Genomic DNA, 24,859 nt, shown 5'->3' with positions numbered 1-24,859 from the left:
CCAGACCCTACCTGTCGGTCATATTCCGGTCAGCCCCGTCTCGCTCCTCGGTCCGGCGGGCGGCCACGGCGAGCCGGACGCGGCAGGCCGTCCCCCGTGCACCGGCCCCCGCGACCGTGGCGGTCACCCCCGCGCACTCCGCTGCCACCCCGGCCGGCGCCGTGCCCGCTTTCCGGACCGTCATGAGTCCGGCGGTGAGCAGGGTCGTCGCCCGGCCGCGCAGCTTCCTGGGCACGGCCCGCGCGAACCACTGGTCCGGGCCCGGTGTGCGGGCCGCCCCGGCGCCCGAGAGCAGCAGCAGGAGGAGGGAGACGGGGAGGTTCGGACGCAGAGCGTAGCCGAGGTGCGACAGCGGCATGAGGCAGACCAGGGGCAGGGCGATCCGCTCGCGTACGGCGGGCCGCGGCCGGGAGCCCGCGCACGGCTCGTCCGCGATCGTGCCGGCGGGCCGCGCGCACACCGGCAGGCCGGGGCCGGCGGAGCCGGCGCCGAGCGCGTCGGAGTCCGCCGCCCCTCAGTGGACCGACCGGCCCGCTGCCGCACGCACGCGGGTCCGCGGGGCCGCGGGCGGCCGTGCCGGCGGTCGCGCCTCCCCGGGCCGTCACGGAAGTAGCGCCGGGCGCTCAGTCCCCCCGCTGGGCGAGGTACCTCTCGACCGTCTCCACCTTGGACGTGAGGCCGTCCGTCACTCCGGGGCGGATGTCCGCCTTGAGAACCAGGGAGACGCGCGGAGCGCGTGCCTCCACCGCGGCCACGGCGCGCTTGACGACGTCCATGACCTCGTCCCACTCGCCCAAACATGGCAAGCCTGGAGTACATGGCTGGGCAGGCTGGAGGCGGGAAGTAGAAAACCGAGTTTGGTCACAGTTCCCCAGGTGAAGCCGTAGAAGTGAGGAGCTGGAGAGTCAACGAGGGAAGTGGGACCAAACGAGAGTTACTACTTACTCCCTCTCCTCCGCCGACTACTCCCCGCCCTCCGGCTCCGCCCTCACCACGAACGTCCCCTTATTCGGCAGGGTCGCAACCAGGCCGCGCTCCCGTAGCTCACGGACCGCGCGCCGGATCGTGTTCAGCGCTACGCCGTGTTGAGCTGCCAGCTCCCGCTCGTTCGGCAGCCTGCCACCGACCGGAGGCCGACCAGCCTTGATCTCCTCCGTGATCGCGTCGGCGACCTCTTGCCACACGTACTTTGGCTCCATGTGAGACAGCGTGCGACGGTCGACGACAACCCGCTTTCGTAGGACGCGTCATGCGATGACCTGACGCGGTGTGACGCGGATGGGTACGGTGGACAACGAAAGGACCCCCGCGACGCGTGCGAGGCGTCCGGGGGCGTGGCCGCGACGCTGTAAGGGAGCGTGCGACATGGCAAAGCGTACGAACGGCAGGCCGCTGATGACCATTCGCGTCAGCCTGGACGGCGGAAAGACGTGGGGGCCAGTGAAGGTCTACAAGTCGTCCGACAGGCTGGCCCCCATGGAGGTGACCAGTGCCTGGCCGCCCTGCCGCTGCCCGTACCACAGGGAGAAGGACGACACGCTCATGAAGAGACTGAGGGAGGTCAACCGGCGGTCACGGCGCCGGACAGGCTGACCGGTCCGCGGACAGGCCCCCGGACATGACGAAAGCCCTGACCGGACATCCCAGAGCGGGAAGCGGTCAGGGCTTCACTGTGTCCGGCAGGCTCCGGCCAGTCCCCCGGACAGGGGCGGCCAGGAGGCGGACAGTGCGGCAGGTCTGCGGCCAGCCATTGCGGCCAGCCATGGACAGCCAGCGGACAGGCCCGCCGGCCAGGGGAGCCAGCCGGGAAAAGGGCAGACCGGAGGGGGGACAGTGCTCAGTCACGGAGCCTCATACGCGTCCGGGTCGGCCTTCATGTCCGCCTCCAGACGACACAGGAGACAGGTCGTCCCGGGGGCCACGCCATAGCCGTGGACAGCGCACACGGACCAGCCGGACATGGGGCGGTCAGTCCAGGGACCGAAGCGCGGACGGATGGCCGGAGCTGCCCGCTTCGCTGCCCGGCGGGCAGAACGGCGGTCAGTCATCGCTGTCCGCCTCCGCAATGCGCCAGTTCAGCTTCTGCATGGCAGCCGGTGTGAGGCCCAGGGCCTCCGCCGTGTACCGCGCCTCCTGGGCCTGCCACGCGCTGGCGGTACCGGTCAGGATGGCCTGGGAGTACGTGACCAGGACGGCCACGGTAAGGCCCGCAGCGTCATCCCACTGGGTTGCCTGGGGCGACTCCCACAGGGAGCGCCAGAGGGCCTTCTGGTGATCGGTCCAAACGTCCTCCACCTGGGGCGGGATCGGTGGCACCGGCAGCTCACACTTCGGCGGCAGGACAACGGCCTTCGGCTGGCCAGGGACTCCGGCACGGTACCGGCTGTACGGCGCGGACGGGTTACGGGGTCGGGGCACGGCGGCCCTCCTTTCGGGTCGGGGTCGATCGGGCGGCGGACTGTCACGCTGGGTGAGGTTGAACGCTCGGCATACTGGTCAGAGCCCTCCTCCGCGGCTGCCGTCCCCTACCTGTAGGGGGTCCTCCCCCAGGGATGCGTCACTCTCCGTCATCAACGCTGCGGACCTGATCGCGCATCGTCCGCCGGTCATGACAACGCTTGGCCATGGCACGCAGGTTCGACCAGTCATGGCCACGGGGACCCAGCGGCCCTAGACCCGATGTGGTCCACCACCTGGGCAGCGGGACGAAGCGGCTCCGGAATCTCCGCGCAGTCCTCACACTCACACAGCGGATGCTCGCGCAGGTACGCGCGCCGGGTTTGCTGCCAGTCCTTCGCCTGGTACGCACGCCGGTCCGCGCGCTTGTTTCGGCGCCGGTCGTGGGCCTGGCGGCAGCCCTTGCATTTCCCCCCGGTCGTGAGACAGGGACACCCAGGGGTCGGACACGTCGACAGGGTCTTGCCAGTCTTCCGCGCTGGCGGGTCGCAGGTTCCGCACGGCTGGCCTTCGGCAGACCCTTCAGGCTCCTCCGCTGGCTCTTCCGGCTGGCGTGGACCTGGCCGGGGAGCCTGGGCCGGCTGGGCAGCGGAGGCAGCGTCGATGAACACGCCATCGGGCCAGGAGTCGTCCGCGGGGACGACCAGGCCGCTCCGAAGCCAGCCCAGGGCCGCATCGTCGGGGACGTCCAGGAGGTCGCCTGAGACGTACGTCTGGCCGCTGTACTCGAAGCGAGCGAAGGCAGCGACACGGAGACGCAACGGTCAGCCTCCCTTCAGGGCAGGCCAGGAGGGGGCCAGCCAGAGCGACTGGCCCCCGAACCTGGGGAGGGTCAGGAGCGGCCCAGGAGGCGGTTCAGACGGCCTTCCCGGTAGGCCCGTGAGATGTCAGCCGGGGACATCCCTCGAAGGTCGTCGCGGGAAAGCTGGCCGTCGTCGGCCTGGTCGGCGGACGCGTCCCCCTGGCCGCTGTCAGCGTCTGTACGGGCCTGGGAGGGCCTGCCAGCCTCCACGGCGTCCAGGGCCTGGTTCAGGGTCACGGGCCGGCCCAGGATCATGTCCAGGCGGCCTTCAGCGCGGGCCTGCATGATCTCTGCGGGAGTCATGCCGCGGAGGTCTTCGCGGGAGAGCTGGGTCACTGGTCGTCCTTCTCCAGGATGCGAAGGCCGACTTCCTTCCCGCCGCTGGAGCCGACCAGGGCGCGGGCCTGGGCCTCAGTCAGCGTCAGCACCATCCCATTGCGGTCATTGACGACCTTGACCATGCGTTCAACCGGCTGGTTCTCGGCGCGCTTGAAGGAGTCCATGACCTCCTTCAGCTCCAGCGGGCCAGGGGCAGCCTTCACCTGCGCGCCAGAGTCGATATGGCGGGGAGTCTGCGGGCCGCCCTGGAAGTCCGGCATGTACCGCCCCTGAGCGGCACGCACATAGCGGGCCAGGTAGGCAGCGTCACCGAACTCAGCGCGGACAGCCTCGAAGGCCCGGTACGCCTCTTCGTACTTCTCCGCCGCCTTCTCCAGACGCTCCCTGGCAACAGGGGCAAGGTCGGCGACGGCCTTCCGCCACTCTGCGACCAGCTTCTGGTCAGCCTGGTTGGCTCTGCGAACCAGGCCCCGAGCCGCACCCACGATGCGGGGACGAAGCGCGCGGGCCTTCTCCAGTTCGCTGGGGACCTTCATCGGGTCCTTGCCCTGGGTGGCAGCCTCCGCGGCAGCGACCATGTCGCGAGCCTCGTAGATCTCCTCCCAGCGGTCAGAGAGGAGCGCGTCATGTTCGGCCAGGAAGTCGTCTGCCGCTTCGAAAGCCTTGTCCCGTTCGGCGGCCAGCTTCTGGATATGCGGCGGGAGAAGGTCGTCCGGCGGGAGGACAGTTCGCTCAAGTTCGGGGATCATCGTGCGGGACTCGCTTTCTTCGTAGGGGTGTTGGGGAGGCGGCGTACGGCCTTCAGGTCGGCGCGAATCGCCTTGATCGCGTCCAGGAGGTCGACAGGGGTCGGCTGGGGCGCCGGAGCCGGTGCGGGAACGGTCACCGCTGGCCCCCACGCAGAGCGCGGCGAATCCTGGTGTTCAGGTCACGGCGCACGTCATCGCTGCGAGCCTTCAGCCGGGCGTCCTGGACGTACGACTCCCGGTCGACCCGGCTGCTTCGGAGACGAAAGCCAGTGGCCTTCGCCAGGCGACGAATCGACGACGTAGGGATGCCGGGTCGCTCCTGTCGGTCCAGGACCTTGTTCACAGCGCGGGACAAGTCAGCGATGGCCAGTTCTTCGCCGGGAGCCGGTTCGATCACGGACGGCAGGACGTCGGCGAAGTCGAAAGCCTTGGCCCGGTCCCGGTCCGTCAACTGAGACGGATCAAGCGGCTTCAGATCGAAGCCAGGAGAGGTGAAGAGATCGGTCACGGAGAAGCCTCCAGGAAGGGCGTGCACGGCCGTTTGAGCGGCCTCTGGGCACGCCCCAGGCCCCCAGCCCAGCGGTAGGTCTGGAGGCGTTCAGGAGGCGTCTACGGCCCTGGAGGAGCCGGGCCGGCCAGCGGGTCAGGCCGCGGCGTCCAGGCGTCCAAGTCGTCGCCGTGTTGCGCGCGGTAGGCGTCGGCGGTGGTGATCAAGGTCAAGGGTCTGTGTCTCCTTCCCAAGAGGAGTGCCCCCTGGCCATTGACCCGCTGGGAAGGAGGGCAGCGGGGAGGCCAGAGGGCACAGCCCAGGAGATCAGCCCTGGGCAGCTCGTGAGGTTCGGTCAGTCGGTCAGCCGCGCTTCACGCGTCCGTCAGCCCAGAGGCGCCGCTGGAGCGCACGGACGACGTCCCGCATGTTCGGAGCCTTCGACTGCGGCAGGCCGTGGGCCTGGGCCACGAACAGACCCGCGCGGAAGCACGTACGGCGCAGGTTCTCCGGAGCCGCGTCCGCCACGACGTTGGGGTTCTCGAAGACCCAGGCACCGTCCTGGCGGGTGAAGGAGTAGGCCCAGAACACATCCACCAGCCAGGCCGCTTCTTCGGCCAGCTCCTGGCGGGTCGGCATGGGAAGGCCCAGGTCGTCAACAGATTCCCGCTCAGGCTTCGGGCGCCGGGCCTCCAGCGCGGCAGAGACTGCACGGACGACCCTGTCGTCAGCCTTGACACGATGACGCTGGAGGGCCTGGACGATAGGGGCCCGCGGGTCGGACTCTTGGGGGGCGATGGCGTGCCAGCCGGCGGCAGTCAGTTCAGCAGTGATCGTGTCCAGGACAGCGGTGTTCACTTCTGGGTCTCCTCTCCACGGCGGCGGGCACGGACGGCAGCCATACGACAGCGTCCAGAGCAGAAACGGCGGGGACGGCCACGACCGGACCAGACGACTTCGGCCGTGCAGTTCGGGCCCTCACACTCGACAGGGCCCTCCTTACGGGCCTCCAGACGGGCCTGGCGCTCCTCCTTTGCCCACTGGAGGTCATCGCAGTAATCGGACCGGTCGTCCTCTGGGCAGCGCACGTCATTGCCCCTGTAGCTGTCGATCAGCTCCCCGCAGAACCGACAGGGCTTGAAAGGCTTCTGGTAGCCCTGGCGTGCGCGCTGGAGTCGCTTACGGCAGGCCGCGGAACACGTCAGACGCTGCCGACGCGTCGACCGCATGTCGGTACCAGGCTCCGCCTCTAGGCCATAGGTGCGCGTGCGCTGACGCGGTTCAGGTTCTGGGAGCTGGTTCGTACAGCCAGGAGCGGCGCACATGTTCGCCAACTCGTCTTCGCTGTAGGGCATGTGGTGGGTCTCCGTTCTGGGTACGACAAAGGCCGACGCGGCAGGGGGAGGCGACAGGAAGCGGACCCACCACAGTCGCTTGACCTGTCGCCCCTCCAGCCACGTCGGCCAGGAAGAGAGTTCGGACGTTCGGACCGGCCGTCCGGAGCCGGAATCAGTCGGCAGCGCGGAACGTGGTGGGCCTGCGCGCTGGGAAGAGTGAGGGCCCCGGACCAATGAAGAGGCCAGGTCCGGGGCGTTGAGTGGAGCCCTTGCTGGGGGCCTCCTTGAAGATGAGACTGAAGGCAGCCTCCCCGTGGCCCGCCGAAGGCCGCGGAGTCTGAGCCTGGGACCAGAGCCGCAGAAAACCGCGCGCCGGACCGACCTGACCCAGGGCAGTAAAGAAGGCCGTCCCGCTGCCCTCACCTCTGCTGTCACTCAGAGGGGGCGGCCAGGACGGCCAAGTCTCGACCAGCGACCCAGGGGTGACAGACGGTCGCAGGAGGACGCAAAGCGTCCCTCTACTAGTAGTCCGGTGAGGACGTCCCCTGGCTCGGGACAGACGCAAGACAGCGGGGAGAGATACGACGTCCGCCGCTGCCTCCGCTGGCCCTGCCAGGCCACGAAAGCCGCAGACGGCCCTGTAAGGGCCTGGGACGGCTGGCCAGTCCCTCAGTCCAGGACAGGGCTACAGGGCCTTACAGGATCCTCCAGAGCCGTTCCTGGCCCTCCTGGCCGCCTCCAGCACCCCAGGCTCTCGGCTGGCTCCGCGACTGGCAGCGGACCAGGAGGCGGCCAGGGAGACGCGGGAGCTGGCAGCCGACAGGCGCGGGCCTGGAAAGGGCCAGACAGGCGTCTGACGGCGTCAGGGACGAAGGGCAGGCCGATTGACTGGAGGCGTGCCTAGGGTCGCCAGAGGGGCGTCTGGCAGCCTCCGGCTGGAGGGCAGCGGAGAGGCGCGAAGGGCGGCTTCCTGGGGTGTGTTACGGAAGAGGGCGGATGACACACCATCCTGGTGAAGCTGAAAAAGCACAGACTATGCAGGTTCTCTAGGTAGGAGTGACACCTAACTACATACGTCACATTCCCTGGTCAGACGCCTCTCCGCTGTCACGCTTCGCCGCTCCCCGGTCACAGCAAAGGGGCCGACCCGCTCCGGGCCGACTCCTCCAGGTCTCCGCCGTCTCTGTCAGGCGAAGGCAGCCGCGCGCTCCTCCGCCTCCAGCTCCTCCATGTGCTGAGCGTACGGGTCCTCCGCACCGCCCCATGTGACTTCCAGCCGGTCCTCCCGCTGTTTGGGATACAGCACGACGCGGAGACCCATGGAGGACAGCAGACGGGTCCGCTCCTTCTGGTCGGACGTCTCCCAGGCTTCCGCCATGGTCCTGCCAGTCGGTACCGGGACCTCCCTCACGTCCGGGTCGTGGGCGGCCTTCAAACGCTCGTATGTGGCCTCCAGGTCCGCGGCCAGCTTCTCCAGGGAAGCCATCAGCAGCGGGCCGGCCGTGGCCATACGCTGGGCCAGCCGATCGGCCTGTTCCCTGGCCGCCAGCATCTCCTCCGACAGATCGTTACCGCCCTCCAGCCGGACGACCGTCTCCTGGTAGAAGCCGAACTTCGCCAGGAAGTCCTCCTCTACGCGGCTGTCCAGGGTCTGGGCGTATATCGACACATGCCCGGTGCGGCACCGATACAGCGGGATGCCCTTGTCACTGGTCCCGCCGGACAGGGGACCGTTGCAGCGGTAACACCAGGCCGACCCGGAGCACATGGGAGCGGCACGGCGGGGAGCGCGGTCCTTGCCCGTGGCCAGGGCCTCCATGCGGTCCTGAACTGCCTTCCACTCCGCTGCCGTCAGGATCGGCTCCGCGAACTGCACAGGGGTCACGCCGTCAGGCTCACAGACCAGTTCCCCCTTATGTGTGCGCCAGCCGCGGAGTGTGTACGACTTCAGGAGTCTCCTCCATTGCGGCTCGGACAGGCCGGTCAGGCGCGCGGTACCGGCCACGGTCCCGCCATCGATCAGGCGGGAGACAGCGGCCTTGATGATGGCGGCCTGGTCCGGGTCAATCTCCAGGTACGCGGCTCCGTCCCTGCGAACGATGCGGTAACCGTACGGCGGCCTGCCGGAGGACCAGCGGCCCTGAGCACGGCGGGTCGCGTGGCCCTCAGTAATACGGCTGGCGATCATCGAGCGCTCCCACTCCGCCAGGGCGGCCAGGACCGTGGCCACCATGCGGCCTGTCGGCGTCGTCGCGTCGACAGTCCCGTCTGTGGTGGCGACAGCGGCTCCGTGTGCCTCCGCCCAGGCGACCAGGCGCAGGAACTCAGAGACGGATCTGGCGAAGCGGTCCAGCTTCCAGGCCACGACGACGTCAGGCCGGTCGGCCATCAGCCGGGCCATGGCCTTGCGCTCCTCCAGCGGCTTTGCGCCGGACACTCCGTTGTCGACGTACTCCACGACGCTGTCAGGGTCGTAACCATGCGTACGGACCCAGGCAGCGATGGCAGCGCGCTGGGTGTCCAGGCTGGCGGAGTCGTCAGACTCGCGGGACAGGCGAAGGTATGCGGCTATCGTCTTCGGCTTCTCCATGTACGGGAGGCTAGGCGTGTTCGCCCTCGATGGAGGTGAACATCGCGTCGGTGCGGTGGGGCAGGCCCGATGCGCGGACGACCCGGACCGCCTCGGCGACGTACTCCCCCACGTCCTCGCCGACGCCCAGCGGTGTCACGGAGAAGGCGACGATCATGCGTTCACGATCCCCTCACGGCGGGCACGGGAGGCGATCACCGCGTCCTCGGCCTCCCTCTTGAGCCGGCGATCGGCGAGGAAGCCGCCGGCCGGCAGGACCGAGAGGACGAGGTAGAGGGCGGCGGTCCTGAACGGCCACTTCACCCGGTTCCACGCGTCGGCCCAGAAGATCACGTACAGGATGACCAGGACGCCGTGGATCGCGCCCATCACGGGCACCGCGTTGAACTCCGTGGTCCGCTTCAGGACCGAGCAGACCAGCAGCACGAGGAAGGAGACCGCCTCGGGACCGGAGACCAGACGGAGGCGGCGGAGGGCGGTGGCGGTCTTGATGTCCACAGGTCACCTTCGGGGGGAGACGACTGACGGGGGCTTGTGAACACGAGCACAAGCTCCGCCCATTGTGGCAAACCGTCCGGCGGGGGCGGCCGGGGGGTGCCGCGGCAGACCCGTACGGGTGCGATCAGGGGCGTTCTCCTCCCGTGGGCTCTGTCGGCCTTCCTCCTTCGCCGCTACCGTCGCTGCGTGGCGATGTTCCGACTTCAAGGCAGCAAGGTGCTCGCCGTCGAGATGACCGGGGACGCCGTGAGGGCGAAGAACGGCTCGATGGTCGCGTACGACGGGCAGATGTCCTTCAAGAGACTGACCGGGGGCGGCGAGGGGCTGCGCGGCATGGTGACCCGGCGGCTCACCGGGGAGCAGATGACCGTGATGGAGGTGCGCGGTCACGGGACCTGCTGGTTCGCCGACCGGGCGTCGGAGATCAATCTGGTGCGGCTGTCCGGGGACAGGCTGTACGTCGAGGCGAGCAATCTGCTCGCGACGGAGGCCGGGCTGAGGACGGGAACCACGTTCACCGGGCTGCGCGGCGCCTCGCAGGGGAACGGGCTGTTCACGACCACGGTCGAGGGCCACGGGCAGGCGGCGATCCTGTCGGACGGGCCGGCGGTGGTGCTCCGGGTGAGTCCGCAGTACCCGCTGATCGTCGATCCAGGCGCGTACGTCGCGCATCAGGGGAATGTGCGGCAGACCTTCCAGTCCGGCGCGACCTTCCGCACCCTCATCGGGGAGGGCGGCGGGGAGGCCGTCCAGATCCGGTTCGAGGGGGACGGGCTGGTGTACGTCCAGCCGAGCGAGCGGAACACGATCGCGGGTGATGTGTGAGATGGCGTTCCGTGAGATCAACTCCATGATGGTCGAGGCGACGGTCGTGCCGGGGCAGCGGCTGTTCAGCCAGCGCGGGGCGATGCTCGCCTACCGGGGCGACGTCACCTTCACCCCCAACCTCCAGGGCGGCCAGGGCGGTCTGATGTCGATGATCGGGCGCCGGGTGGCGGGCGAGGCCGCTCCGCTGATGACCGTGGAGGGCAACGGCACGGTCCTCTTCGGGCACGGCGGCCACCATGTGCATGTGATCACCCTGACGGGCGACACGCTGTACGTGGAGGCGGACCGGCTGCTCGCCTTCGAGGGCACGCTCGAGCAGGGGACGATGTTCATGGGCTCGCAGGGCGGGGTCATGGGCATGGTGCGCGGCCAGGTGACGGGCCAGGGGCTGTTCACGACCACGCTGAGGGGGCATGGGTCGGTGGCCGTGATGGCGCACGGCGGTGTCTTCGAGCTGCCGATCACCCCGCAGCGTCCGGTCCATGTCGATCCGCAGGCCTATGTCGCCCATCACGGCGACGTCCGCAACCGGCTGTCCACCGCGCTGGGCTGGCGCGAGCTGGTGGGGCGCGGCTCCGGGGAGGGCTTCCAGCTGGAGCTGAGCGGCAGCGGCACGGTCTACGTCCAGGCGTCGGAGGAGAAACTGTGAGCGCGTACGGAACACCCGGCGCCGGGCCCGTGATCCACGACCCGGCGACCCTGCCGGCCGACGACAACGTGAACCCGTACACCTTCTGCGTGGAGCTCAAGGGGAACCAGTGGTTCCTGCAGAAGGGGAAGATGATCGCCTACTACGGGGCGATCGAGTTCAACGGCATCGGGCACGGCCGGCTGGACCGTCTGATCCGCACCGCCTTCCATTCGCCTCTGCACGCGAGCGACTGGGTGGTGGCCGAGGGTTCGGGGCGGATGCTGCTCGCCGACCGGGCCTTCGATGTCAACTCCTTCGACCTGGACGACGGCAATCTGACCATTCGCTCCGGCAATCTGCTCGCTTTTCAGCCAACTCTTGCACTCAAACAGTCGATCGTGCCGGGCTTTCTGACACTCATCGGAACCGGAAAGTTCGTGGCCGCCTCCAACGGACCGGTGGTGTTCATGGAACCCCCCATCCGGGTGGACCCGCAGGCGCTGGTCGGATGGGCCGACTGCCCCACCCCGTGCCACCACTACGACCACGGGTATCTGACCGGCGTATGGGGCGGTCTACGTGCGATGACGGGCCTCGGACCGGTCTCCGGGGAGGAGCATCAGTTCGAGTTCACGGGGACCGGCACCGTGCTGCTCCAGTCGAGTGAGACCCTCATGCCCGAGCAGGCCACGGGAGTGCTCCCGGACGCACCCGGAGTACCCGGCGCCGGAGGCCCGTCCGGAACCGGCGGACACTCATCCGGTCTACCGAGCCTTCCCGGACAGGTGGAGGGACTCCGGCGCCGCTTCGGGCTGTGAGCGGTAGTCTGCGGAGTGTGACATCGAACGTGTGCACACCCGTCACACCACCCTCATTAGTTCGCTTTTCAACTTCTTAGGTAGACTTCATTCATGGAGACCGAGACGGCCACCCGCTGGCTGACCGATGCGGAGCAGTGCGCCTGGCGCACCCACCTGGAGGTCAACAGGCTGTTGACGTACCAGCTCGAGAAGGACCTGCAGCCGTTCGGCCTGACGCTGAACGACTACGAGATCCTGGTGAATCTCTCCGAGTCGGAGGACCTGCGCATGCGGATGAGCGACCTCGCGGCCGCCACCCTCCAGTCCAAGAGCCGCCTCTCGCACCAGATCACCCGTATGGAGAACGCGAACCTGGTGCGCCGTGAGAACTGCGAGTCCGACCGCCGGGGACTGTACGCGGTCCTCACCGAGCACGGCATGGAGACCATGCAGAAGGTCGCACCGCACCATGTGGCATCCGTGCGAAGGCATTTCATCGACCTGCTGGATCCCGAGGTGCTGATGGAGCTGGACAAGGCGCTGAAGCCGGTCGCCCAGCACCTGCGGGACCAGAGGGGACGGCTGTGACACCCGGTCTGCCGGGGTGAGTGCACCGCCCCGGCGCCGGCACCGCCGCACAGAGCGGCAGGCGGGGCTCCCCGGGAGCCCCGCCTGCCGCTTTCCTGTGCGCTTCCGGCGTCCGCCTCCTGTACGCCTGACGCCGGCTGACCCCCGCTCGCTGCCGGGGTGGTGCCGGCTTGCTGCCGGCTTCTTGTCCGCCGGCCGGGCGGGCTACTCCTTCGTCAGGCCCGCCACCAGCTCGTCCGCCGCGGTGTACGGGTCCAGCTCCCCCGCCACGATCCTCTCCGCGAGAGCGGTCAGACGGCGGTCGCCGTGCAGGTCGCCGATGCGTTCCCGCAGGGCCGTGACCGCGATCGTCTCCACCTCACGGGCGGCACGGGCCCGGCGCCGCTCCGTCAGGACACCGCGCTCCTCCATCCAGGCACGGTGCTTCTCCAGGGCCTCCACGACCTCGTCGACGCCCTCGGCGCGGGAGGCCACCGTCTTGACGATGGGCGGGCGCCAGTCGCCAGGGGCGCGGGCCTCGCCGAGGCCCAGCATGTGGTTCAGCTCCCGGGCGGTGGCGTCCGCGCCCTCACGGTCGGCCTTGTTGACGACGAAGACGTCGCCGATCTCGAGAATGCCGGCCTTGGCCGCCTGGATGCCGTCGCCCATGCCCGGGGCCAGCAGGACGACCGAGGTGTCCGCCTGGGAGGCGATCTCCACCTCCGACTGGCCCACACCGACCGTCTCCACCAGGATCACGTCGCAGCCCGCCGCGTCCAGCACGCGGATCGCCTGCGGAGTGGCCCAGGCGAGGCCTCCCAGGTGGCCGCGGGAGGCCATGGAGCGGATGTAGACGCCCGGGTCGGAGGCGTGCTCCGACATGCGGACGCGGTCGCCGAGCAGGGCCCCTCCGGAGAAGGGCGAGGACGGGTCGACGGCCAGCACGCCGACCCGCTTGCCCTGCTTGCGGTACGCCGTCACCAGCGCCGAGGTGGACGTCGACTTGCCCACGCCCGGGGAGCCGGTGAGACCGACCACGTAGGCGTTGCCGGTGAGCGGAGCGAGCGTCCGCATCACCTCCCGCAACTGCGGGGACGCCCCCTCCACCAAGGAGATCAGCCGGGCCACGGCCCTCGGCCGGCCCTCCCTCGCCTGGGCCACCAGAGAGGAGACGTCCTGCATCACAGCTCCGTTCACGTGATCCTCGTACGCCGTCCGCGTACAAGGGGGCGTACAAAGGGGTCGTACGAGTCGTACGAGAGGGGTCGGTCGGGGAAGGGGATCGCGCCGTCGGGGTCCGTCACGCCTCCGGCACCCGGATGATCAGCGCGTCGCCCTGGCCGCCGCCACCGCACAGCGCGGCCGCGCCGATGCCGCCGCCGCGCCGCTTCAGCTCCAGGGCCAGGTGCAGGACGATACGGGCGCCGGACATCCCGATCGGGTGACCCAGGGCGATGGCGCCGCCGTTCACGTTCACCTTTTCCGTGGAGACGCCGAGGTCCTTCATTGACTGCACGGCGACCGCGGCAAACGCCTCGTTGATCTCGATGAGGTCGAGGTCGGAGACCTCCAGGCCCTCCTTCTTCAGCGCGTGCCGGATCGCGTTGGAGGGCTGGGAGTGCAGGGAGTTGTCCGGGCCGGCCACATTGCCGTGGGCGCCGATCTCGGCGATCCACTCCAGGCCCAGCTCCTGCGCCTTGGCCTTGCTCATCACCACCACGGCCGCCGCGCCGTCCGAGATCTGCGAGGAGGAGCCGGCCGTGATCGTGCCGTCCTTGGCGAAGGCCGGACGCAGCCTGGCCAGCGTCTCCACGGTGGTGTCGCCGCGGACGCCCTCGTCCTTGCTGAACAGGACCGGGTCGCCCTTGCGCTGCGGGATCTCCACCGGGGTGATCTCGGCCTCGAAGACGCCGTTCTTCTGCGCGGCGGCGGCGCGCTGGTGGGACAGGGCGGCGATCTCGTCCTGCTCGGCGCGGCCGATGCCCAGACGGGCGTTGTGCTTCTCCGTGGACTCGCCCATGGCGATGCCCTCGAAGGAGTCGGTCAGGCCGTCGTGGGCCATGGCGTCCAGCACCTGGACGGCGCCGTACTTGTACCCCTCGCGGGACTTGGGGAGCAGGTGGGGGGCGTTGGTCATGGACTCCTGGCCGCCGGCGACGATCACGTCGAATTCACCCGCGCGGATCAGCTGGTCGGCCAGGGCGATGGCGTCCAGACCGGAGAGGCAGACCTTGTTGACGGTGAGCGCCGGGACGTTCATCGGGATGCCGGCCTTGACCGCGGCCTGGCGTGCCGGGATCTGCCCCGCACCGGCCTGGAGCACCTGGCCCATGATGACGTACTGCACCTGGTCGCCCCCGATCCCCGCACGGTCGAGGGCGGCCTTGATCGCGAAGCCGCCGAGGTCGGCGGCCGAGAAGGACTTGAGCGAGCCGAGCAGTCGTCCCATGGGCGTACGGGCGCCCGCGACGATCACCGAGCTGTTCGTTCCGGACGTTCCTGAGGTTCCAGAAGACATGAGCTGCGATCCCCTTACCGGCTGGACAGCCGAGGAGTGAACGAGGGTTTACCTCGAATGTACTGAGGGGTCCTCCGCCCCGTCATCCGGCGGTGAGTGTGATCGCGCGCACGTTGCGTAACCATCCGATGCGCGTTGCACTGAACCCATGCTGACGCGAATCGACCACATCGGGATCGCCTGCCACGACCTCGACGCCACCGTCGAGTTCTACCGGGCCACCTACGGCTTCGAGGTGTTCCACACCGAGGTCAACGAGGAGCAGGGCGTGCGCGAGGCCATGCTCAAGATCAACGATACCTCCGACGGCGGCTCGTCCTACCTCCAGCTCCTCGAGCCCATCCGCGAGGACTCCCCCGTCGCCAAGTGGCTTGCGAAGAACGGCGAGGGCGTGCACCACATCGCCTTCGGCACGGCGGACGTCGACGCGGACGCCGCCGAGATCCGCGGCAAGGGCGTACGCGTTCTGTACGACGAGCCGCGACGCGGTTCCATGGGGTCACGGATCACCTTCCTGCACCCCAAGGACTGTCATGGCGTGCTGACAGAACTGGTCACTTCGGCGCCTGTTGAGTCGGATCGGCACTGACCCACGTACAAAAGGGCCGGTAGGGTTGGGAGCGGTCGTGTCCACTGCGATGCGACCGCTTTCCGGGGTCCGGTTTCGGGGGACGAACGCCGGGGCGGCAGCGCACGCTCCGCCGTTGATCTGACACCATTCCCCGGGGGCCCCGTTCGGCGGATGGACGGAGCTCTTTGGACAGGCTTGCGACCAGGGGACGGATGGGACCGCGCAGTGCGGGGCTACGAACGCCAGGAGCGAGAGCCGGCGGCTGACGTCGACCACCTCTCTCGGTTCGAGGCCGAGATGGAACGGCTGAAAACCGAGCGGGACAAGGCGATCCAGCATGCCGAGGACCTCGGCTACCAGGTCGAGGTGCTGCGCGCCAAGCTGCACGAGGCGCGCCGCGCTCTCATGTCCCGGCCCGCCTACGACAGTGCCGACATCGGCTACCAGGCCGAGCAGTTGCTGCGCAACGCGCAGATGCAGGCCGATCAGATCCGCGCGGACGCCGAGCGCGAACTGAGCCAGGCCCGGGCGCAGACCCAGCGCATCCTCCAGGAGCACGCCGAGCAGGCCGCGCGTCTGCAGGCCGAGCTGCACGCCGAGGCCGTCAGCCGGCGCCAGCAGCTCGACCAGGAGCTCGCCGAGCGCCGGAAGACCGTCGAGTCGCACGTCAACGAGAACGTCGCGTGGGCCGAGCAGCTGCGCGCCCGCACCGAGCAGCAGGCCCGCCGTCTGCTCGACGAGTCCCGCGCGGAGGCCGAGCAGACGATGGCCGCCGCCCGCGCGGAGGCCGAGCGGCTGACCGCGGAGGCCCGGCAGCGGCTGCAGAGCGAGGCCGAGGCGGCCCGCGCGGAGGCCGAGCAGGTCCTGCGCCGTGCCCGCGCGGAGGCCGAACGGCTGCTGAACGCCGCCTCCCTCCAGGCCCAGGAGGCCGCCGAGCACGCCGAGCAGCTGCGCACCTCCACACTGAGCGAGTCGGACGCCGCCCGCCGCCAGGCCGCCGAGCTGAGCCGGGCCGCCGAGCAGCGCATGGCCCAGGCCGAGGAGGCGCTGCGCAAGGCGCAGTCCGAGGCGGAGAAGCTGGTCGCCGAGGCCAAGGAGACCGCGGCGAAGACGCTGGCCACCGCCGAGGCCGCGAACGAGCAGCGCACGCGCACGGCCAAGGAGCAGGTCGCCCGGCTGGTCGAGGAGGCCACCAAGGAGGCCGAGGCCACCAAGGCCGAGGCCGAGCAGGTGATCGCGGACGCCCGTGCCGAGGCGGAGAAGATCGTCGCGGAGGCCGCCGAGAAGGCCCGCACGATCACCGCCGAGGAGAGCGCGACCCAGCTGTCCAAGGCGGCGAAGACCGCCGAGGACGTGCTGAACAAGGCGTCGGAGGACGCCCGGCGCACCACCCGGGCCGCGGCCGAGGAGGCCGAGCGGATCCGCAAGGAGGCCGAGGCGGAGGCCGAGCGGCTGCGCGCCGAGGCGCAGAGCATCGCCGAGCAGCTCAAGGGCGCCGCCAAGGACGACACCAAGGAGTACCGCGCCAAGACGGTCCAGCTGCAGGAGGAGGCCCGCCGGCTGCGCGCCGAGGCCGAGCAGCTGCGGGCCGAGGCGGTCGCCGAGGGCGAGAAGATCCGCGCCGAGGCCCGCAAGGAGGCCGTGGCGCAGATCGAGGAGGCGGCCAAGTCCGCCGAGGAGCTGCTGGCCAAGGCGAAGGCGGACGCCGACGAGCTGCGCACCACCGCGCAGACCGACAGCGAGAAGGTCCGCACCGAGGCGATCGAACGGGCCACCACGCTGCGCCGGCAGGCCGAGGAGACCCTGCAGCGCACCCGCAAGGAGGCCGAGAAGCAGCGCGAGGAGGCCGCCGAGCAGGCCGAGGCCGTCAAGGCGGAGGCCGAGCGGGCCGCGCGCGAGCTGCGCGAGGAGGCCGAGCAGGCGGCGGCGGCCCGGCAGGCGGAGGCCGCCGAGCAGGCCGCCCGGCTGCGCACCGAGGCCGAGGAGCGTCTCGCCGCCGCCGAGCTGGCGCTGACCGACGCCCGCGAGGAGGCCGCCCGGATCCGCCGGGAGGCCGCGGAGGAGGTCGAGCGGCTGCGCAGCGAGGCCGCCGAGCGGATCCGGACGCTGCGGCAGCAGGCGGAGGAGGAGGCCGAGCGGCTGCGTGCCGAGGCCGCCGCCGACGCGTCCGCCTCCCGCGCGGAGGGCGAGGCCCTCGCCGTACGGCTGCGGTCGCAGGCAGCGGCCGAGGCCGAGCGGCTCAGGACGGAGGCCCAGGAGACCGCGGACCGGGTCCGTGCGGAGGCCCAGGCCGCGGCCGAGCGGCTGGGCACGGAGGCGTCCGAGGCGCTGGCCGCCGCCCAGGAGGAGGCGGCCCGGCGCCGTCGCGAGGCCGAGGAACTGCTCGGTGCCGCGCGGACCGAGGCCGACCAGGAGCGCGAGCGGGCCCGCGAGCAGAGCGAGGAGCTGCTGGCCTCCGCGCGCAAGCGCGTGGAGGAGGCGGAGGCCGAGGCCACCCGGCTGGTGGAGGAGGCCGACCGGCGCGCCACCGAGCTGGTGTCCGCCGCCGAACAGCACGCCCAGCAGGTACGGGACTCCGTGGCCGGGCTGCACGAGCAGGCGCAGGAGGAGATCGCCGGACTGCGCTCGGCCGCCGAGCACGCGGCGGAGCGCACCCGCAAGGAGGCCGAGGAGGAGGCGGACCGGGTCCGCGCCGACGCCTACGCCGAGCGGGAGCGGGCCGGCGAGGACGCGAGCCGGCTGCGGCGCGAGGCGCAGGAGGAGGCCGAGGCCGCCAAGGCCGAGGCCGAGCGCACGGTCTCCGAGGCGATCGCGGAGGCGGACCGGGTCCGCGCCGACGCCGTCGAGCACGCCCAGCGGGCGCGCACGGAGGCCTCCGACACCGTCGCCCGGGCCGAGCAGGACGCCTCGCGCACCCGCGCGGAGGCCCGCGAGGACGCCAACCGCATCCGCTCGGAGGCGGCGGCCCAGGCGGACGCGCTCCTGTCCGAGGCCCGCGCGGAGGCCGAGCGGGTCCGGGCCGAGTCCGTCGCCGAGGCGGAGAAGCTGATCTCCGACGCCACCGGGGACGCGGAGCGGCTGCGTGCCGAGGCCGCCGAGACGGTGGGCTCCGCGCAGACGCACGCCGAGCGGATCCGCAAGGAGGCCGAACGGCTCAGGACCGAGGCGGAGGAGGAGGCCGAGCGGCTGGTCACCGAGGCCCGCGCGGAGGCCGAGCGGACCCTGGACGAGGCCCGCCAGGAGGCCAACAAGCGGCGTTCGGAGGCCGCCGAGCAGGTCGACAAGCTCATCACGGAGACCACGGCCGAGGCCGACAAGCTGCTCGCCGAGGCGCAGGCGAGCGCGGTCGAGACCAAGGCGGAGGCGGAGTCCCAGGCCGATACGATGGTGGGCGCGGCCCGCAAGGAGGCCGAGCGGATCCTGTCCGAGGCGAGGATCGAGGGCACCGCGATGGTGGAGAAGGCCCGCACGGACGCGGACGAGCTGCTCGTCGGCGCCCGCCGGGACGCCACCCAGATCCGGGAGCGCGCGGAGGAGCTGCGCGAGCGTCTGACGCGCGAGATCGAGGAGCTGCACGAGCGGGCCCGCCGCGAGGCCGCCGAGACGATGAAGTCGACGGGCGACCGCTGCGACGCGCTCATCAAGGCGGCCGAGGAGCAGCTGGCCAAGGCACAGGCCAAGGCCAAGGAGATCGTCTCGGAGGCCAACACCGAGGCCGGCAAGGTGCGCATCGCCGCGGTGAAGAAGGCCGAGGCGCTGCTGAAGGAGGCCGAGCAGAAGAAGGCGACGCTCGTCAAGGAGGCCGAGGAGCTGAAGGCCGAGGCGGTCCGCGAGGCGCGGCGCACGGTCGAGGAGGGCAAGCGCGAGCTGGAGATCCTGATGCGCCGGCGCGAGGACATCAACGCCGAGATCTCCCGGGTCCAGGACGTCCTGGAGGCGCTGGAGTCGTTCGAGGCCCCGCCGTCCGGAAAGGACGGCGGGATCAAGGCGGGCGTGGGGGCACCCCGGTCGGGCGGCAAGTCGTCGGAGGGGTGACCGTCCGGCACGGCGGGCCGGGATAAGGTCGTGGTGCTCGGCACAGCCGCCCGGGCGCGGTCCGGGCGGGGTCCGGTGTGTGGCGCAGGCACGGAGGAGGAGGAAGTCGGCGCGATGGGGTCCTCCTGCTCACGGAGCCCATGGGGTCCTCCTGCTCACGGAGCCCGGGCCGGAAAGCGACGGGCACGCCGCCGGAACTCCCTGCCCGCGGAACCCGGATGGAGCATGCCGGCCCCGCGCCCGCGGCGGGACCCGCCGGGCGGTCCCCGCGCCGGAGAACCGGATTCCTGCCTTTCGCGGGGCTTTGCCCCGCTTCTTGGCAAGGCTTCCGGCGGTCAGCCACTCAAAAGAGGTGTCATTCTCCAGATCAAACACGTATCCGCTCGATGACACACCGCTTCGGCGCCTAGGATTCCACCTATCACCTCACCGGTCTCTTTCGACAGGAACCCCATGAGCGACACTTCCCCCTACGGCTTCGAGCTTGTGCGGCGTGGGTACGACCGCGCTCAGGTGGACGAACGTATTGCCAAGCTCGTCTCCGACCGCGACAGTGCTCTCGCCCGCATCAGCGCCCTGGAGAAGCGCATCGAGGAGCTCCATCTCGAGACGCAGAACGCCCAGGCCCAGCTCAGTGACGCGGAACCGTCGTACGCGGGCCTCGGTGCACGGGTCGAGAAGATCCTCCGCCTCGCCGAGGAGGAGGCCAAGGATCTGCGTGAGGAGGCCCGGCGCGCGGCCGAGCAGCAGCGCGAGCTGGCCGAGGCCGCGGCCCAGCAGGTCCGCAACGACGCCGAGGCCTACGCCGCGGAGCGCAAGGCCAAGGCCGAGGAAGAGGGCATCCGGATCGTCGAGAAGGCCCAGGCCGAGGCCGCCCAGCTGCGCGCCGAGGCGCAGAGGGACGCGCAGTCCAAGCGGGAGGAGGCGGAGGCCCTCTTCGAGGAGACCCGTGCCAAGGCCGCCCAGGCCGCCGCCGACTTCGAGACGAACCTCGCCAAGCGGCGTGAGCAGTCCGAGCGCGACCTGGCGGCCCGTCAGGCCAAGGCGGAGAAGCGGCTGGCGGAGATCGAGCACCGCGCCGAGCAGCTGCGCCTGGAGGCCGAGAAGCTGCGCACCGACGCCGAGCGCCGCGCCCGTCAGACGGTGGAGACGGCCCAGCGTCAGGCCGAGGACATCGTGGCCGACGCCAACGCCAAGGCGGACCGTATCCGCTCGGAGTCCGAGCGCGAGCTCGCGGCTCTGACCAACCGCCGCGACTCCATCAACGCCCAGCTGACGAACGTGCGCGAGATGCTGGCGACCCTCACCGGTGCCGCGGTGGCCGCCACGAGCTCGCCGACCGAGGACGAGTCGGTCTCCCGCAGCGTTCCCGCCCAGCAGTCCCGGTAACGACTGCACCGCTTTGCCCGGCATGGGCCGATATGCCGTGAAGCTCCCTGCCTCATTCAACTGGCGGGGAGCTTCACGACTGTTCTAGCGTGGGCCGCATGATCGAGCTCGAGGGGCTGACCAAGCGTTACGGGGACAAGCTGGCGGTCGACAACCTCACCTTCACCGTCCGGCCGGGCACCGTCACCGGCTTCCTGGGACCGAACGGCGCCGGGAAGTCGACGACCATGCGGATGATTCTCGGCCTGGACCACCCCACCGCCGGCAGTGTGCGCATCGACGGTCGGCGCTACCAGGAGCTCAAGAACCCGCTGACGTACATCGGCGCCCTGCTGGACGCCAAGGCCGTGCACGGCGGACGCAGCGCCTACAACCATCTGCTGTGCCTGGCGCAGAGCAACGGCATCCCGGCCCGCCGGGTGGACGAGGTCCTGGACGTCGTCGGCCTGACCCCGGTCGCACGGAAGAAGGCCAAGGGCTTCTCCCTCGGCATGAGCCAGCGGCTCGGCATCGCCGCCGCGCTGCTCGGCGACCCGCGGATCCTGATGTTCGACGAGCCGGTCAACGGTCTCGACCCCGAGGGCATCCAGTGGATCCGCAGCCTGATGAAGTCGCTCGCCGCCCAGGGCCGCACGGTGTTCGTCTCCTCGCACCTGATGAGCGAGATGGCACTGACAGCGGATCACCTCGTGGTCATCGGCCGGGGCCGGCTGCTCGCGGACATGTCCATGGCCGACTTCATCGCGCAGAACTCCCAGTGCCGGGTCCGGATCCGCACCCCGGAGCGCGAGCGGATGCTCGACGTGCTGCACACGGCCGGGATCACGGCCGTGGAGAAGGACGGCGGGCTGCTCGAGGTGGAGGGCGGCAAGGCGGAGCGCATCGGTGAGCTGGCCGCCGAGCATCGCATCGTGCTGCACGAGCTGAGCAGCCGGCAGTCCTCGCTGGAGGAAGCGTTCATGCAGCTGACGGCCGGGTCGGTGGAGTATCACGCGCACACCGGGCAGGCGCGGCAGACCGGTGGGGCCGAGCCCGCCGCGGCACCCGCCCAGCCGGCCGAGCCCGCCGCGACGCCCGCCCAGCCCGTGGCCGCGGACACGAAGAAGGAGAGCTGAGCCATGACGACCCAGATCATCAGGTCGGAGTGGACCAAGATCCGGTCGGTGGCGTCCACCGTGTGGACCCTGTCCCTGGCCCTGGTCGTCACCGTCGCACTCGGCATGCTGGTGTCGGCCCTGGCCCGGCGCGGGTTCGGGGACATGGGGGAGCAGGACCGGCTCTCCTTCGACCCGACCTACATCAGCTTCGCCGGCATGGGGCTCGGCCAGCTGGCGATGATCGTGTTCGGTGTGCTGGTGGTGACCAACGAGTACAGCACCGGCATGATCCGCATCTCCCTGGCCGCCGTGCCGCGGCGCGGCGCCTTCCTGACGAGCAAGGTGGCGGTGGCGACCACGCTGGCGCTCGTGGTCGGCATGGTCACCAGCTTCATGGCGTTCTTCCTCGGGCAGGCGCTGCTGGGCTCGCTGGGCACCTCGCTCGGCGAGGAGGGCGTGCTGCGGGCGGTGGTCGGCGGCGGTCTGTACATGGCGCTGATCGCGATGTTCTCCATGGGCATCGCCGTGATGCTGCGCTCGCCGATGCTGTCGCTGGGCATCCTGATGCCGTTCTTCTTCCTGATCTCCAACATCCTCGGCGCCGTCCCGGCGACGAAGAAGTTCGGCCAGTTCCTGCCCGACCAGGCCGGCAGCCGCATCATGCAGGTGGTCATCCCGGCCGGCGACGACACGCCCTACGGCCCCTGGGGCGGGCTCGGGATCATGGTGCTGTGGGTGATCGCGGCGCTCGTCGGCGGTTATCTGCTGCTGCGGAAGCGGGACGCCTGACGGCCGGGAGCTTTGCTTCCTCTTGGGCGGAACCATCGGCGCCCGGTTATCCTCCTAACCCTTGCGGGGGGCGTGTGTCCCGCTGTCCTGAACCTTTCGATGGGTGCGGAGCATGATCGAGGCAGTCGGCCTGACCAAGCGCTACGGCGACAAGCTCGCCGTGGACAACCTCTCGTTCCAGGTGCGTCCCGGCGCTGTCACCGGCTTCCTGGGACCGAACGGCTCGGGCAAGTCGACGACCATGCGGATGATCCTGGGTCTGGACAACCCCACCTCCGGAACGGTGACGATCTGCGGCCGCCCCTACCGCGAACTGCCGAACGCGCCCCGTCAGGTCGGCGCGCTGCTGGACGCCAAGGCCGTGCACGGAGGACGCAGCGCGCGCAACCATCTGCTGTGCCTGGCCCAGCTCTCCGGCATCCCGGCCCGCCGGGTGGACGAGGTGCTGGACGTGGTCGGGCTGCACGACGTGGCGAAGAAGCGGTCCAAGGGCTTCTCCCTCGGCATGGGCCAGCGGCTCGGCATCGCCGCCGCGCTGCTCGGCGACCCGCAGGTACTGCTGTTCGACGAGCCGGTCAACGGTCTCGACCCCGAGGGCATCCTCTGGGTCCGCAATCTGATGAAGTCGCTGGCGGCGGAGGGACGGACCGTGTTCGTCTCCAGCCACCTCATGAGCGAGATGGCGCTCACCGCCGACCACCTGATCGTCATCGGGCGGGGACGGCTGCTCGCCGACATGAGCGTGAAGGACTTCATCGCCGCGAACTCCGCGGGCTTCGCCCGGGTCCGTACGCCCGACACCGAGCCGCGGCAGCGGGAGAAGCTGACGTCCGTGCTGACGGAGGCGGGCGCGCATGTGCTGCCCGAGCAGGACGGCGCGCTGCGGGTGACGGGGCTGCCGCTGCCCCGTATCAGCGACCTCGCGCACGAGGCGGGCGTACGCCTGTGGGAGCTGTCACCGCACCAGGCCTCGCTGGAGGAGGCGTACATGCGGATGACCCAGGAGGCCGTCGACTACCGTTCGACCACCGACCAGAAGGCCGGTCTGATGCAGCCCCTACCGCCCGGCGCCGAGCCGCCCCTGCCGGTCCCCGGCCAGGGCCAGCCCGGCTGGTACGTCCCACCGCCGCCCCAGCGGGACCGTCCGTCCGCCTCGGACACGGACGCGCACGCCCAGGACACGCCCCGAACCCCCGGGGCGTCCGCCCCGGCCCGGCAGCCGGACTCGGCGGCTCCCGCGCCGCGGACGGCCTCCGCCGCGTCCGAGCAGCCGTCCGCGCCGGTCGCCGCTTCCGCCGACTCCGCCCCGTCCGAGGACGCCCGATGAGCACACCGCAGACTCCGCTGCCGCAGGCCGCGCCGCCCTCCTGGGAGAACGGCTACACCTCGCCGATCCCCATGGTGCGCGCCCATCTGGGGCACGCCATCGCCTCGGAGTGGACGAAGATCAGGTCGGTGCGGTCCACGGTGTGGACCCTCGGCATCTACATGCTGATCGTGCTCGGCATCGGAGCGCTGATCGCCTGGGTCATCGTGAGGTCGCCCTCGGAGTTCCACGGCGGCGAGAACCCGCTGGCGCTCGGCTTCTTCGGGCTGCTGGTCGGCAGCGTCTGCATCATCACGCTCGGGGTGCTGACCACGGCCTCGGAGTACGGCACCGGCATGATCCGCACCACGATGACGGCCTGCCCGAGCCGTGTCCGGGTGCTCACGGCGAAGGCCGTGGTGTTCTTCCTCGTCGCCTTCACCGCCACCCTGTTCTCCGCCGGGCTCGTCGCCCTGGTGCACACGGCCCTGCTCGACGGCACCGACGCCCGGCAGCCGACCGGCGAGGAGTGGCTCAGGGGCACGCTCGGCATCAGCCTCTACCTGGCCCTGCTCGGCCTGCTCTCGCTGGCGGTGGGCGCGATCCTGCGGCACTCGGCGGGAGCCATCACCCTCATGATCGGTGTGGTGCTCGCCCCGCTGGTCATCGCGGCGTTCATGCAGGTGGAATCGCTGGAGAAGGTGCGGGACGCCCTGTTCAACTACTCGATCCCCAGCCAGATGGCCATCTTCTACGCCAACTCCGGCACCACGCTCAGGGACTCCGGCCCGTCCGGCTGGGACTCGTTGTGGATCATCCTGGGCATGACGGCCGTCGCATTCGCCGCCGCCTGCGTGCTGCTGCAGAAGCGGGACGTCTGACTTCGACGGACCCGGGGTCCTGCCGTCGCCCTCCGGCTCCTTCCGCGGGCGGACGACGGAAAAGCGACGGCGGCCGGGGACGTCCTCCGGATCGGAACGTCCTCCGGATCGGACCGGGCCGGCCCCGGCGAGCGGTGCCGTGCAGCCGGAGCCCGCGCCCTGCGGCGGGGTCCGAACGGCACCCCGTC

At 70.5% G+C, this 24,859-nt stretch carries 23 protein-coding genes and 2 pseudogenes; 12 read left to right on the top strand and 13 right to left on the bottom strand.

The window, feature by feature from the left end:
* Positions 1 to 7: 7 nt before the first annotated feature.
* The 3 genes and pseudogenes from ABD224_RS14740 to ABD224_RS14730 form a co-directional block, all read right to left on the bottom strand.
* A complete protein-coding gene (locus ABD224_RS14740; protein WP_344049997.1) occupies positions 8 to 460 on the bottom strand; it encodes a hypothetical protein in 453 nt (150 codons plus the stop codon).
* A 163-nt stretch (positions 461 to 623) separates the two neighbouring features.
* Positions 624 to 794, bottom strand: a pseudogene (locus tag ABD224_RS14735) (thiamine-binding protein); the annotation flags it as partial.
* A gap of 168 nt (positions 795 to 962) precedes the next feature.
* A complete protein-coding gene (locus tag ABD224_RS14730; RefSeq protein ID WP_344049996.1) occupies positions 963 to 1,199 on the bottom strand; it encodes a winged helix-turn-helix domain-containing protein in 237 nt (78 codons plus the stop codon).
* Positions 1,200 to 1,365: 166 nt separating this feature from the next.
* Between ABD224_RS14730 and ABD224_RS14725 the strand changes: the two genes are divergently transcribed.
* Positions 1,366 to 1,593 (top strand): hypothetical protein, encoded by a 228-nt coding sequence (locus ABD224_RS14725; protein WP_344049995.1) that lies wholly within the window; start codon positions 1,366 to 1,368, stop codon positions 1,591 to 1,593.
* 447 nt (positions 1,594 to 2,040) lie between these two features.
* Here ABD224_RS14725 and ABD224_RS14720 read toward each other — a convergent pair whose 3' ends face one another.
* The 8 genes and pseudogenes from ABD224_RS14720 to ABD224_RS14685 all read right to left on the bottom strand — a co-directional run bounded on the left by ABD224_RS14720 (position 2,041) and on the right by ABD224_RS14685 (position 9,259).
* Entirely contained in the window at positions 2,041 to 2,295 is a 255-nt protein-coding gene (locus ABD224_RS14720; protein ID WP_344049994.1) for a hypothetical protein, read from the bottom strand.
* Positions 2,296 to 3,289: 994 nt separating this feature from the next.
* Positions 3,290 to 3,595, bottom strand: coding sequence for a hypothetical protein (locus ABD224_RS14715; RefSeq protein WP_344049993.1), 306 nt, complete (start codon positions 3,593 to 3,595; stop codon positions 3,290 to 3,292).
* Positions 3,592 to 4,347: a hypothetical protein gene (locus ABD224_RS14710; protein WP_344049992.1), complete on the bottom strand. Its 756-nt coding sequence runs from the start codon at positions 4,345 to 4,347 to the stop codon at positions 3,592 to 3,594. Before ABD224_RS14710 ends, ABD224_RS14715 begins: the two co-directional genes overlap by 4 nt.
* A gap of 133 nt (positions 4,348 to 4,480) precedes the next feature.
* The gene (locus ABD224_RS14705) at positions 4,481 to 4,855 is read right to left on the bottom strand and encodes a hypothetical protein (protein WP_344049991.1); all 375 of its coding nucleotides are present in this window, start codon (positions 4,853 to 4,855) and stop codon (positions 4,481 to 4,483) included.
* 342 nt (positions 4,856 to 5,197) lie between these two features.
* Positions 5,198 to 5,692, bottom strand: a complete 495-nt coding sequence (locus ABD224_RS14700) for a hypothetical protein (protein ID WP_344049990.1) — start codon at positions 5,690 to 5,692, stop codon at positions 5,198 to 5,200.
* A 1,665-nt stretch (positions 5,693 to 7,357) separates the two neighbouring features.
* The gene (locus tag ABD224_RS14695; protein WP_344049989.1) at positions 7,358 to 8,761 is read right to left on the bottom strand and encodes a recombinase family protein; all 1,404 of its coding nucleotides are present in this window, start codon (positions 8,759 to 8,761) and stop codon (positions 7,358 to 7,360) included.
* Positions 8,762 to 8,780: 19 nt separating this feature from the next.
* Positions 8,781 to 8,918, bottom strand: a pseudogene (locus ABD224_RS14690) (thiamine-binding protein); the annotation flags it as partial.
* A complete protein-coding gene (locus ABD224_RS14685) occupies positions 8,915 to 9,259 on the bottom strand; it encodes a DUF3817 domain-containing protein (RefSeq protein ID WP_344049988.1) in 345 nt (114 codons plus the stop codon). The pseudogene ABD224_RS14690 and the gene ABD224_RS14685, both read right to left, overlap by 4 nt.
* 192 nt (positions 9,260 to 9,451) lie before the next feature.
* Here ABD224_RS14685 and ABD224_RS14680 point away from each other — a divergent pair, with 192 nt between their 5' ends.
* From ABD224_RS14680 to ABD224_RS14665, 4 genes are all read left to right on the top strand, one after another.
* Positions 9,452 to 10,084, top strand: a complete 633-nt coding sequence (locus tag ABD224_RS14680; RefSeq protein WP_344050019.1) for an AIM24 family protein — start codon at positions 9,452 to 9,454, stop codon at positions 10,082 to 10,084.
* Position 10,085: 1 nt separating this feature from the next.
* A complete protein-coding gene (locus ABD224_RS14675; RefSeq protein ID WP_344050018.1) occupies positions 10,086 to 10,736 on the top strand; it encodes an AIM24 family protein in 651 nt (216 codons plus the stop codon).
* Entirely contained in the window at positions 10,733 to 11,536 is an 804-nt protein-coding gene (locus ABD224_RS14670; protein WP_344049987.1) for an AIM24 family protein, read from the top strand. The genes ABD224_RS14675 and ABD224_RS14670 overlap by 4 nt, the downstream gene beginning before the upstream one ends.
* Positions 11,537 to 11,629: 93 nt before the next feature.
* Positions 11,630 to 12,106, top strand: coding sequence for a MarR family winged helix-turn-helix transcriptional regulator (locus ABD224_RS14665; protein ID WP_344049986.1), 477 nt, complete (start codon positions 11,630 to 11,632; stop codon positions 12,104 to 12,106).
* A gap of 204 nt (positions 12,107 to 12,310) precedes the next feature.
* On the opposite strand, the gene meaB is transcribed toward ABD224_RS14665, so the two are convergent.
* On the bottom strand, positions 12,311 to 13,267 hold the full coding sequence (meaB, locus tag ABD224_RS14660; protein WP_344050017.1) for a methylmalonyl Co-A mutase-associated GTPase MeaB: 957 nt from the start codon (positions 13,265 to 13,267) through the stop codon (positions 12,311 to 12,313).
* 118 nt (positions 13,268 to 13,385) lie between these two features.
* Entirely contained in the window at positions 13,386 to 14,603 is a 1,218-nt protein-coding gene (locus ABD224_RS14655) for an acetyl-CoA C-acetyltransferase (protein ID WP_344049985.1), read from the bottom strand.
* A 148-nt stretch (positions 14,604 to 14,751) separates the two neighbouring features.
* Here ABD224_RS14655 and mce point away from each other — a divergent pair, with 148 nt between their 5' ends.
* The 7 genes from mce to ABD224_RS14620 all read left to right on the top strand — a co-directional run bounded on the left by mce (position 14,752) and on the right by ABD224_RS14620 (position 24,671).
* Positions 14,752 to 15,192: a methylmalonyl-CoA epimerase gene (gene mce / locus ABD224_RS14650; RefSeq protein WP_067397850.1), complete on the top strand. Its 441-nt coding sequence runs from the start codon at positions 14,752 to 14,754 to the stop codon at positions 15,190 to 15,192.
* 207 nt (positions 15,193 to 15,399) lie between these two features.
* Positions 15,400 to 19,209, top strand: a complete 3,810-nt coding sequence (gene scy / locus ABD224_RS14645) for a polarized growth protein Scy (RefSeq protein WP_344049984.1) — start codon at positions 15,400 to 15,402, stop codon at positions 19,207 to 19,209.
* 453 nt (positions 19,210 to 19,662) lie between these two features.
* A complete protein-coding gene (locus ABD224_RS14640) occupies positions 19,663 to 20,598 on the top strand; it encodes a coiled-coil domain-containing protein (protein ID WP_344049983.1) in 936 nt (311 codons plus the stop codon).
* 98 nt (positions 20,599 to 20,696) lie between these two features.
* Positions 20,697 to 21,713 (top strand): ABC transporter ATP-binding protein, encoded by a 1,017-nt coding sequence (locus ABD224_RS14635; protein WP_344049982.1) that lies wholly within the window; start codon positions 20,697 to 20,699, stop codon positions 21,711 to 21,713.
* Positions 21,714 to 21,716: 3 nt separating this feature from the next.
* Entirely contained in the window at positions 21,717 to 22,484 is a 768-nt protein-coding gene (locus tag ABD224_RS14630) for an ABC transporter permease (protein WP_344049981.1), read from the top strand.
* A 112-nt stretch (positions 22,485 to 22,596) separates the two neighbouring features.
* Positions 22,597 to 23,811 carry an ATP-binding cassette domain-containing protein gene (locus ABD224_RS14625; protein ID WP_344049979.1) on the top strand — a complete coding sequence of 405 codons (1,215 nt, stop codon included), beginning with the start codon at positions 22,597 to 22,599 and terminating at the stop codon, positions 23,809 to 23,811.
* A complete protein-coding gene (locus tag ABD224_RS14620; RefSeq protein ID WP_344049978.1) occupies positions 23,808 to 24,671 on the top strand; it encodes an ABC transporter permease subunit in 864 nt (287 codons plus the stop codon). Before ABD224_RS14625 ends, ABD224_RS14620 begins: the two co-directional genes overlap by 4 nt.
* Positions 24,672 to 24,859: the final 188 nt, after the last annotated feature.

It is taken from the genome of Streptomyces thermoalcalitolerans (genome assembly GCF_039525155.1).
Taxonomy (GTDB): Bacteria; Actinomycetota; Actinomycetes; order Streptomycetales; family Streptomycetaceae; genus Streptomyces; species Streptomyces thermovulgaris.
The sequence above is the reverse complement of the archived record's forward strand: the minus strand, read 5'-3'. Positions and strand labels throughout refer to the sequence as shown.

Coding starts and splice junctions, on each gene's coding strand:
- ABD224_RS14730 (WP_344049996.1), bottom strand. CDS start 1,199: ATGGAGCCAAAGTACGTGTGGCAAGAGGTCGCCGACGCGATCACGGAG.
- ABD224_RS14725 (WP_344049995.1), top strand. CDS start 1,366: ATGGCAAAGCGTACGAACGGCAGGCCGCTGATGACCATTCGCGTCAGC.
- ABD224_RS14710 (WP_344049992.1), bottom strand. CDS start 4,347: ATGATCCCCGAACTTGAGCGAACTGTCCTCCCGCCGGACGACCTTCTC.
- ABD224_RS14695 (WP_344049989.1), bottom strand. CDS start 8,761: ATGGAGAAGCCGAAGACGATAGCCGCATACCTTCGCCTGTCCCGCGAG.
- ABD224_RS14680 (WP_344050019.1), top strand. CDS start 9,452: ATGTTCCGACTTCAAGGCAGCAAGGTGCTCGCCGTCGAGATGACCGGG.
- ABD224_RS14675 (WP_344050018.1), top strand. CDS start 10,086: ATGGCGTTCCGTGAGATCAACTCCATGATGGTCGAGGCGACGGTCGTG.
- ABD224_RS14665 (WP_344049986.1), top strand. CDS start 11,630: ATGGAGACCGAGACGGCCACCCGCTGGCTGACCGATGCGGAGCAGTGC.
- meaB (WP_344050017.1), bottom strand. CDS start 13,267: ATGCAGGACGTCTCCTCTCTGGTGGCCCAGGCGAGGGAGGGCCGGCCG.
- ABD224_RS14655 (WP_344049985.1), bottom strand. CDS start 14,603: ATGTCTTCTGGAACCTCAGGAACGTCCGGAACGAACAGCTCGGTGATC.
- mce (WP_067397850.1), top strand. CDS start 14,752: ATGCTGACGCGAATCGACCACATCGGGATCGCCTGCCACGACCTCGAC.
- ABD224_RS14640 (WP_344049983.1), top strand. CDS start 19,663: ATGAGCGACACTTCCCCCTACGGCTTCGAGCTTGTGCGGCGTGGGTAC.
- ABD224_RS14635 (WP_344049982.1), top strand. CDS start 20,697: ATGATCGAGCTCGAGGGGCTGACCAAGCGTTACGGGGACAAGCTGGCG.
- ABD224_RS14630 (WP_344049981.1), top strand. CDS start 21,717: ATGACGACCCAGATCATCAGGTCGGAGTGGACCAAGATCCGGTCGGTG.
- ABD224_RS14625 (WP_344049979.1), top strand. CDS start 22,597: ATGATCGAGGCAGTCGGCCTGACCAAGCGCTACGGCGACAAGCTCGCC.
- ABD224_RS14620 (WP_344049978.1), top strand. CDS start 23,808: ATGAGCACACCGCAGACTCCGCTGCCGCAGGCCGCGCCGCCCTCCTGG.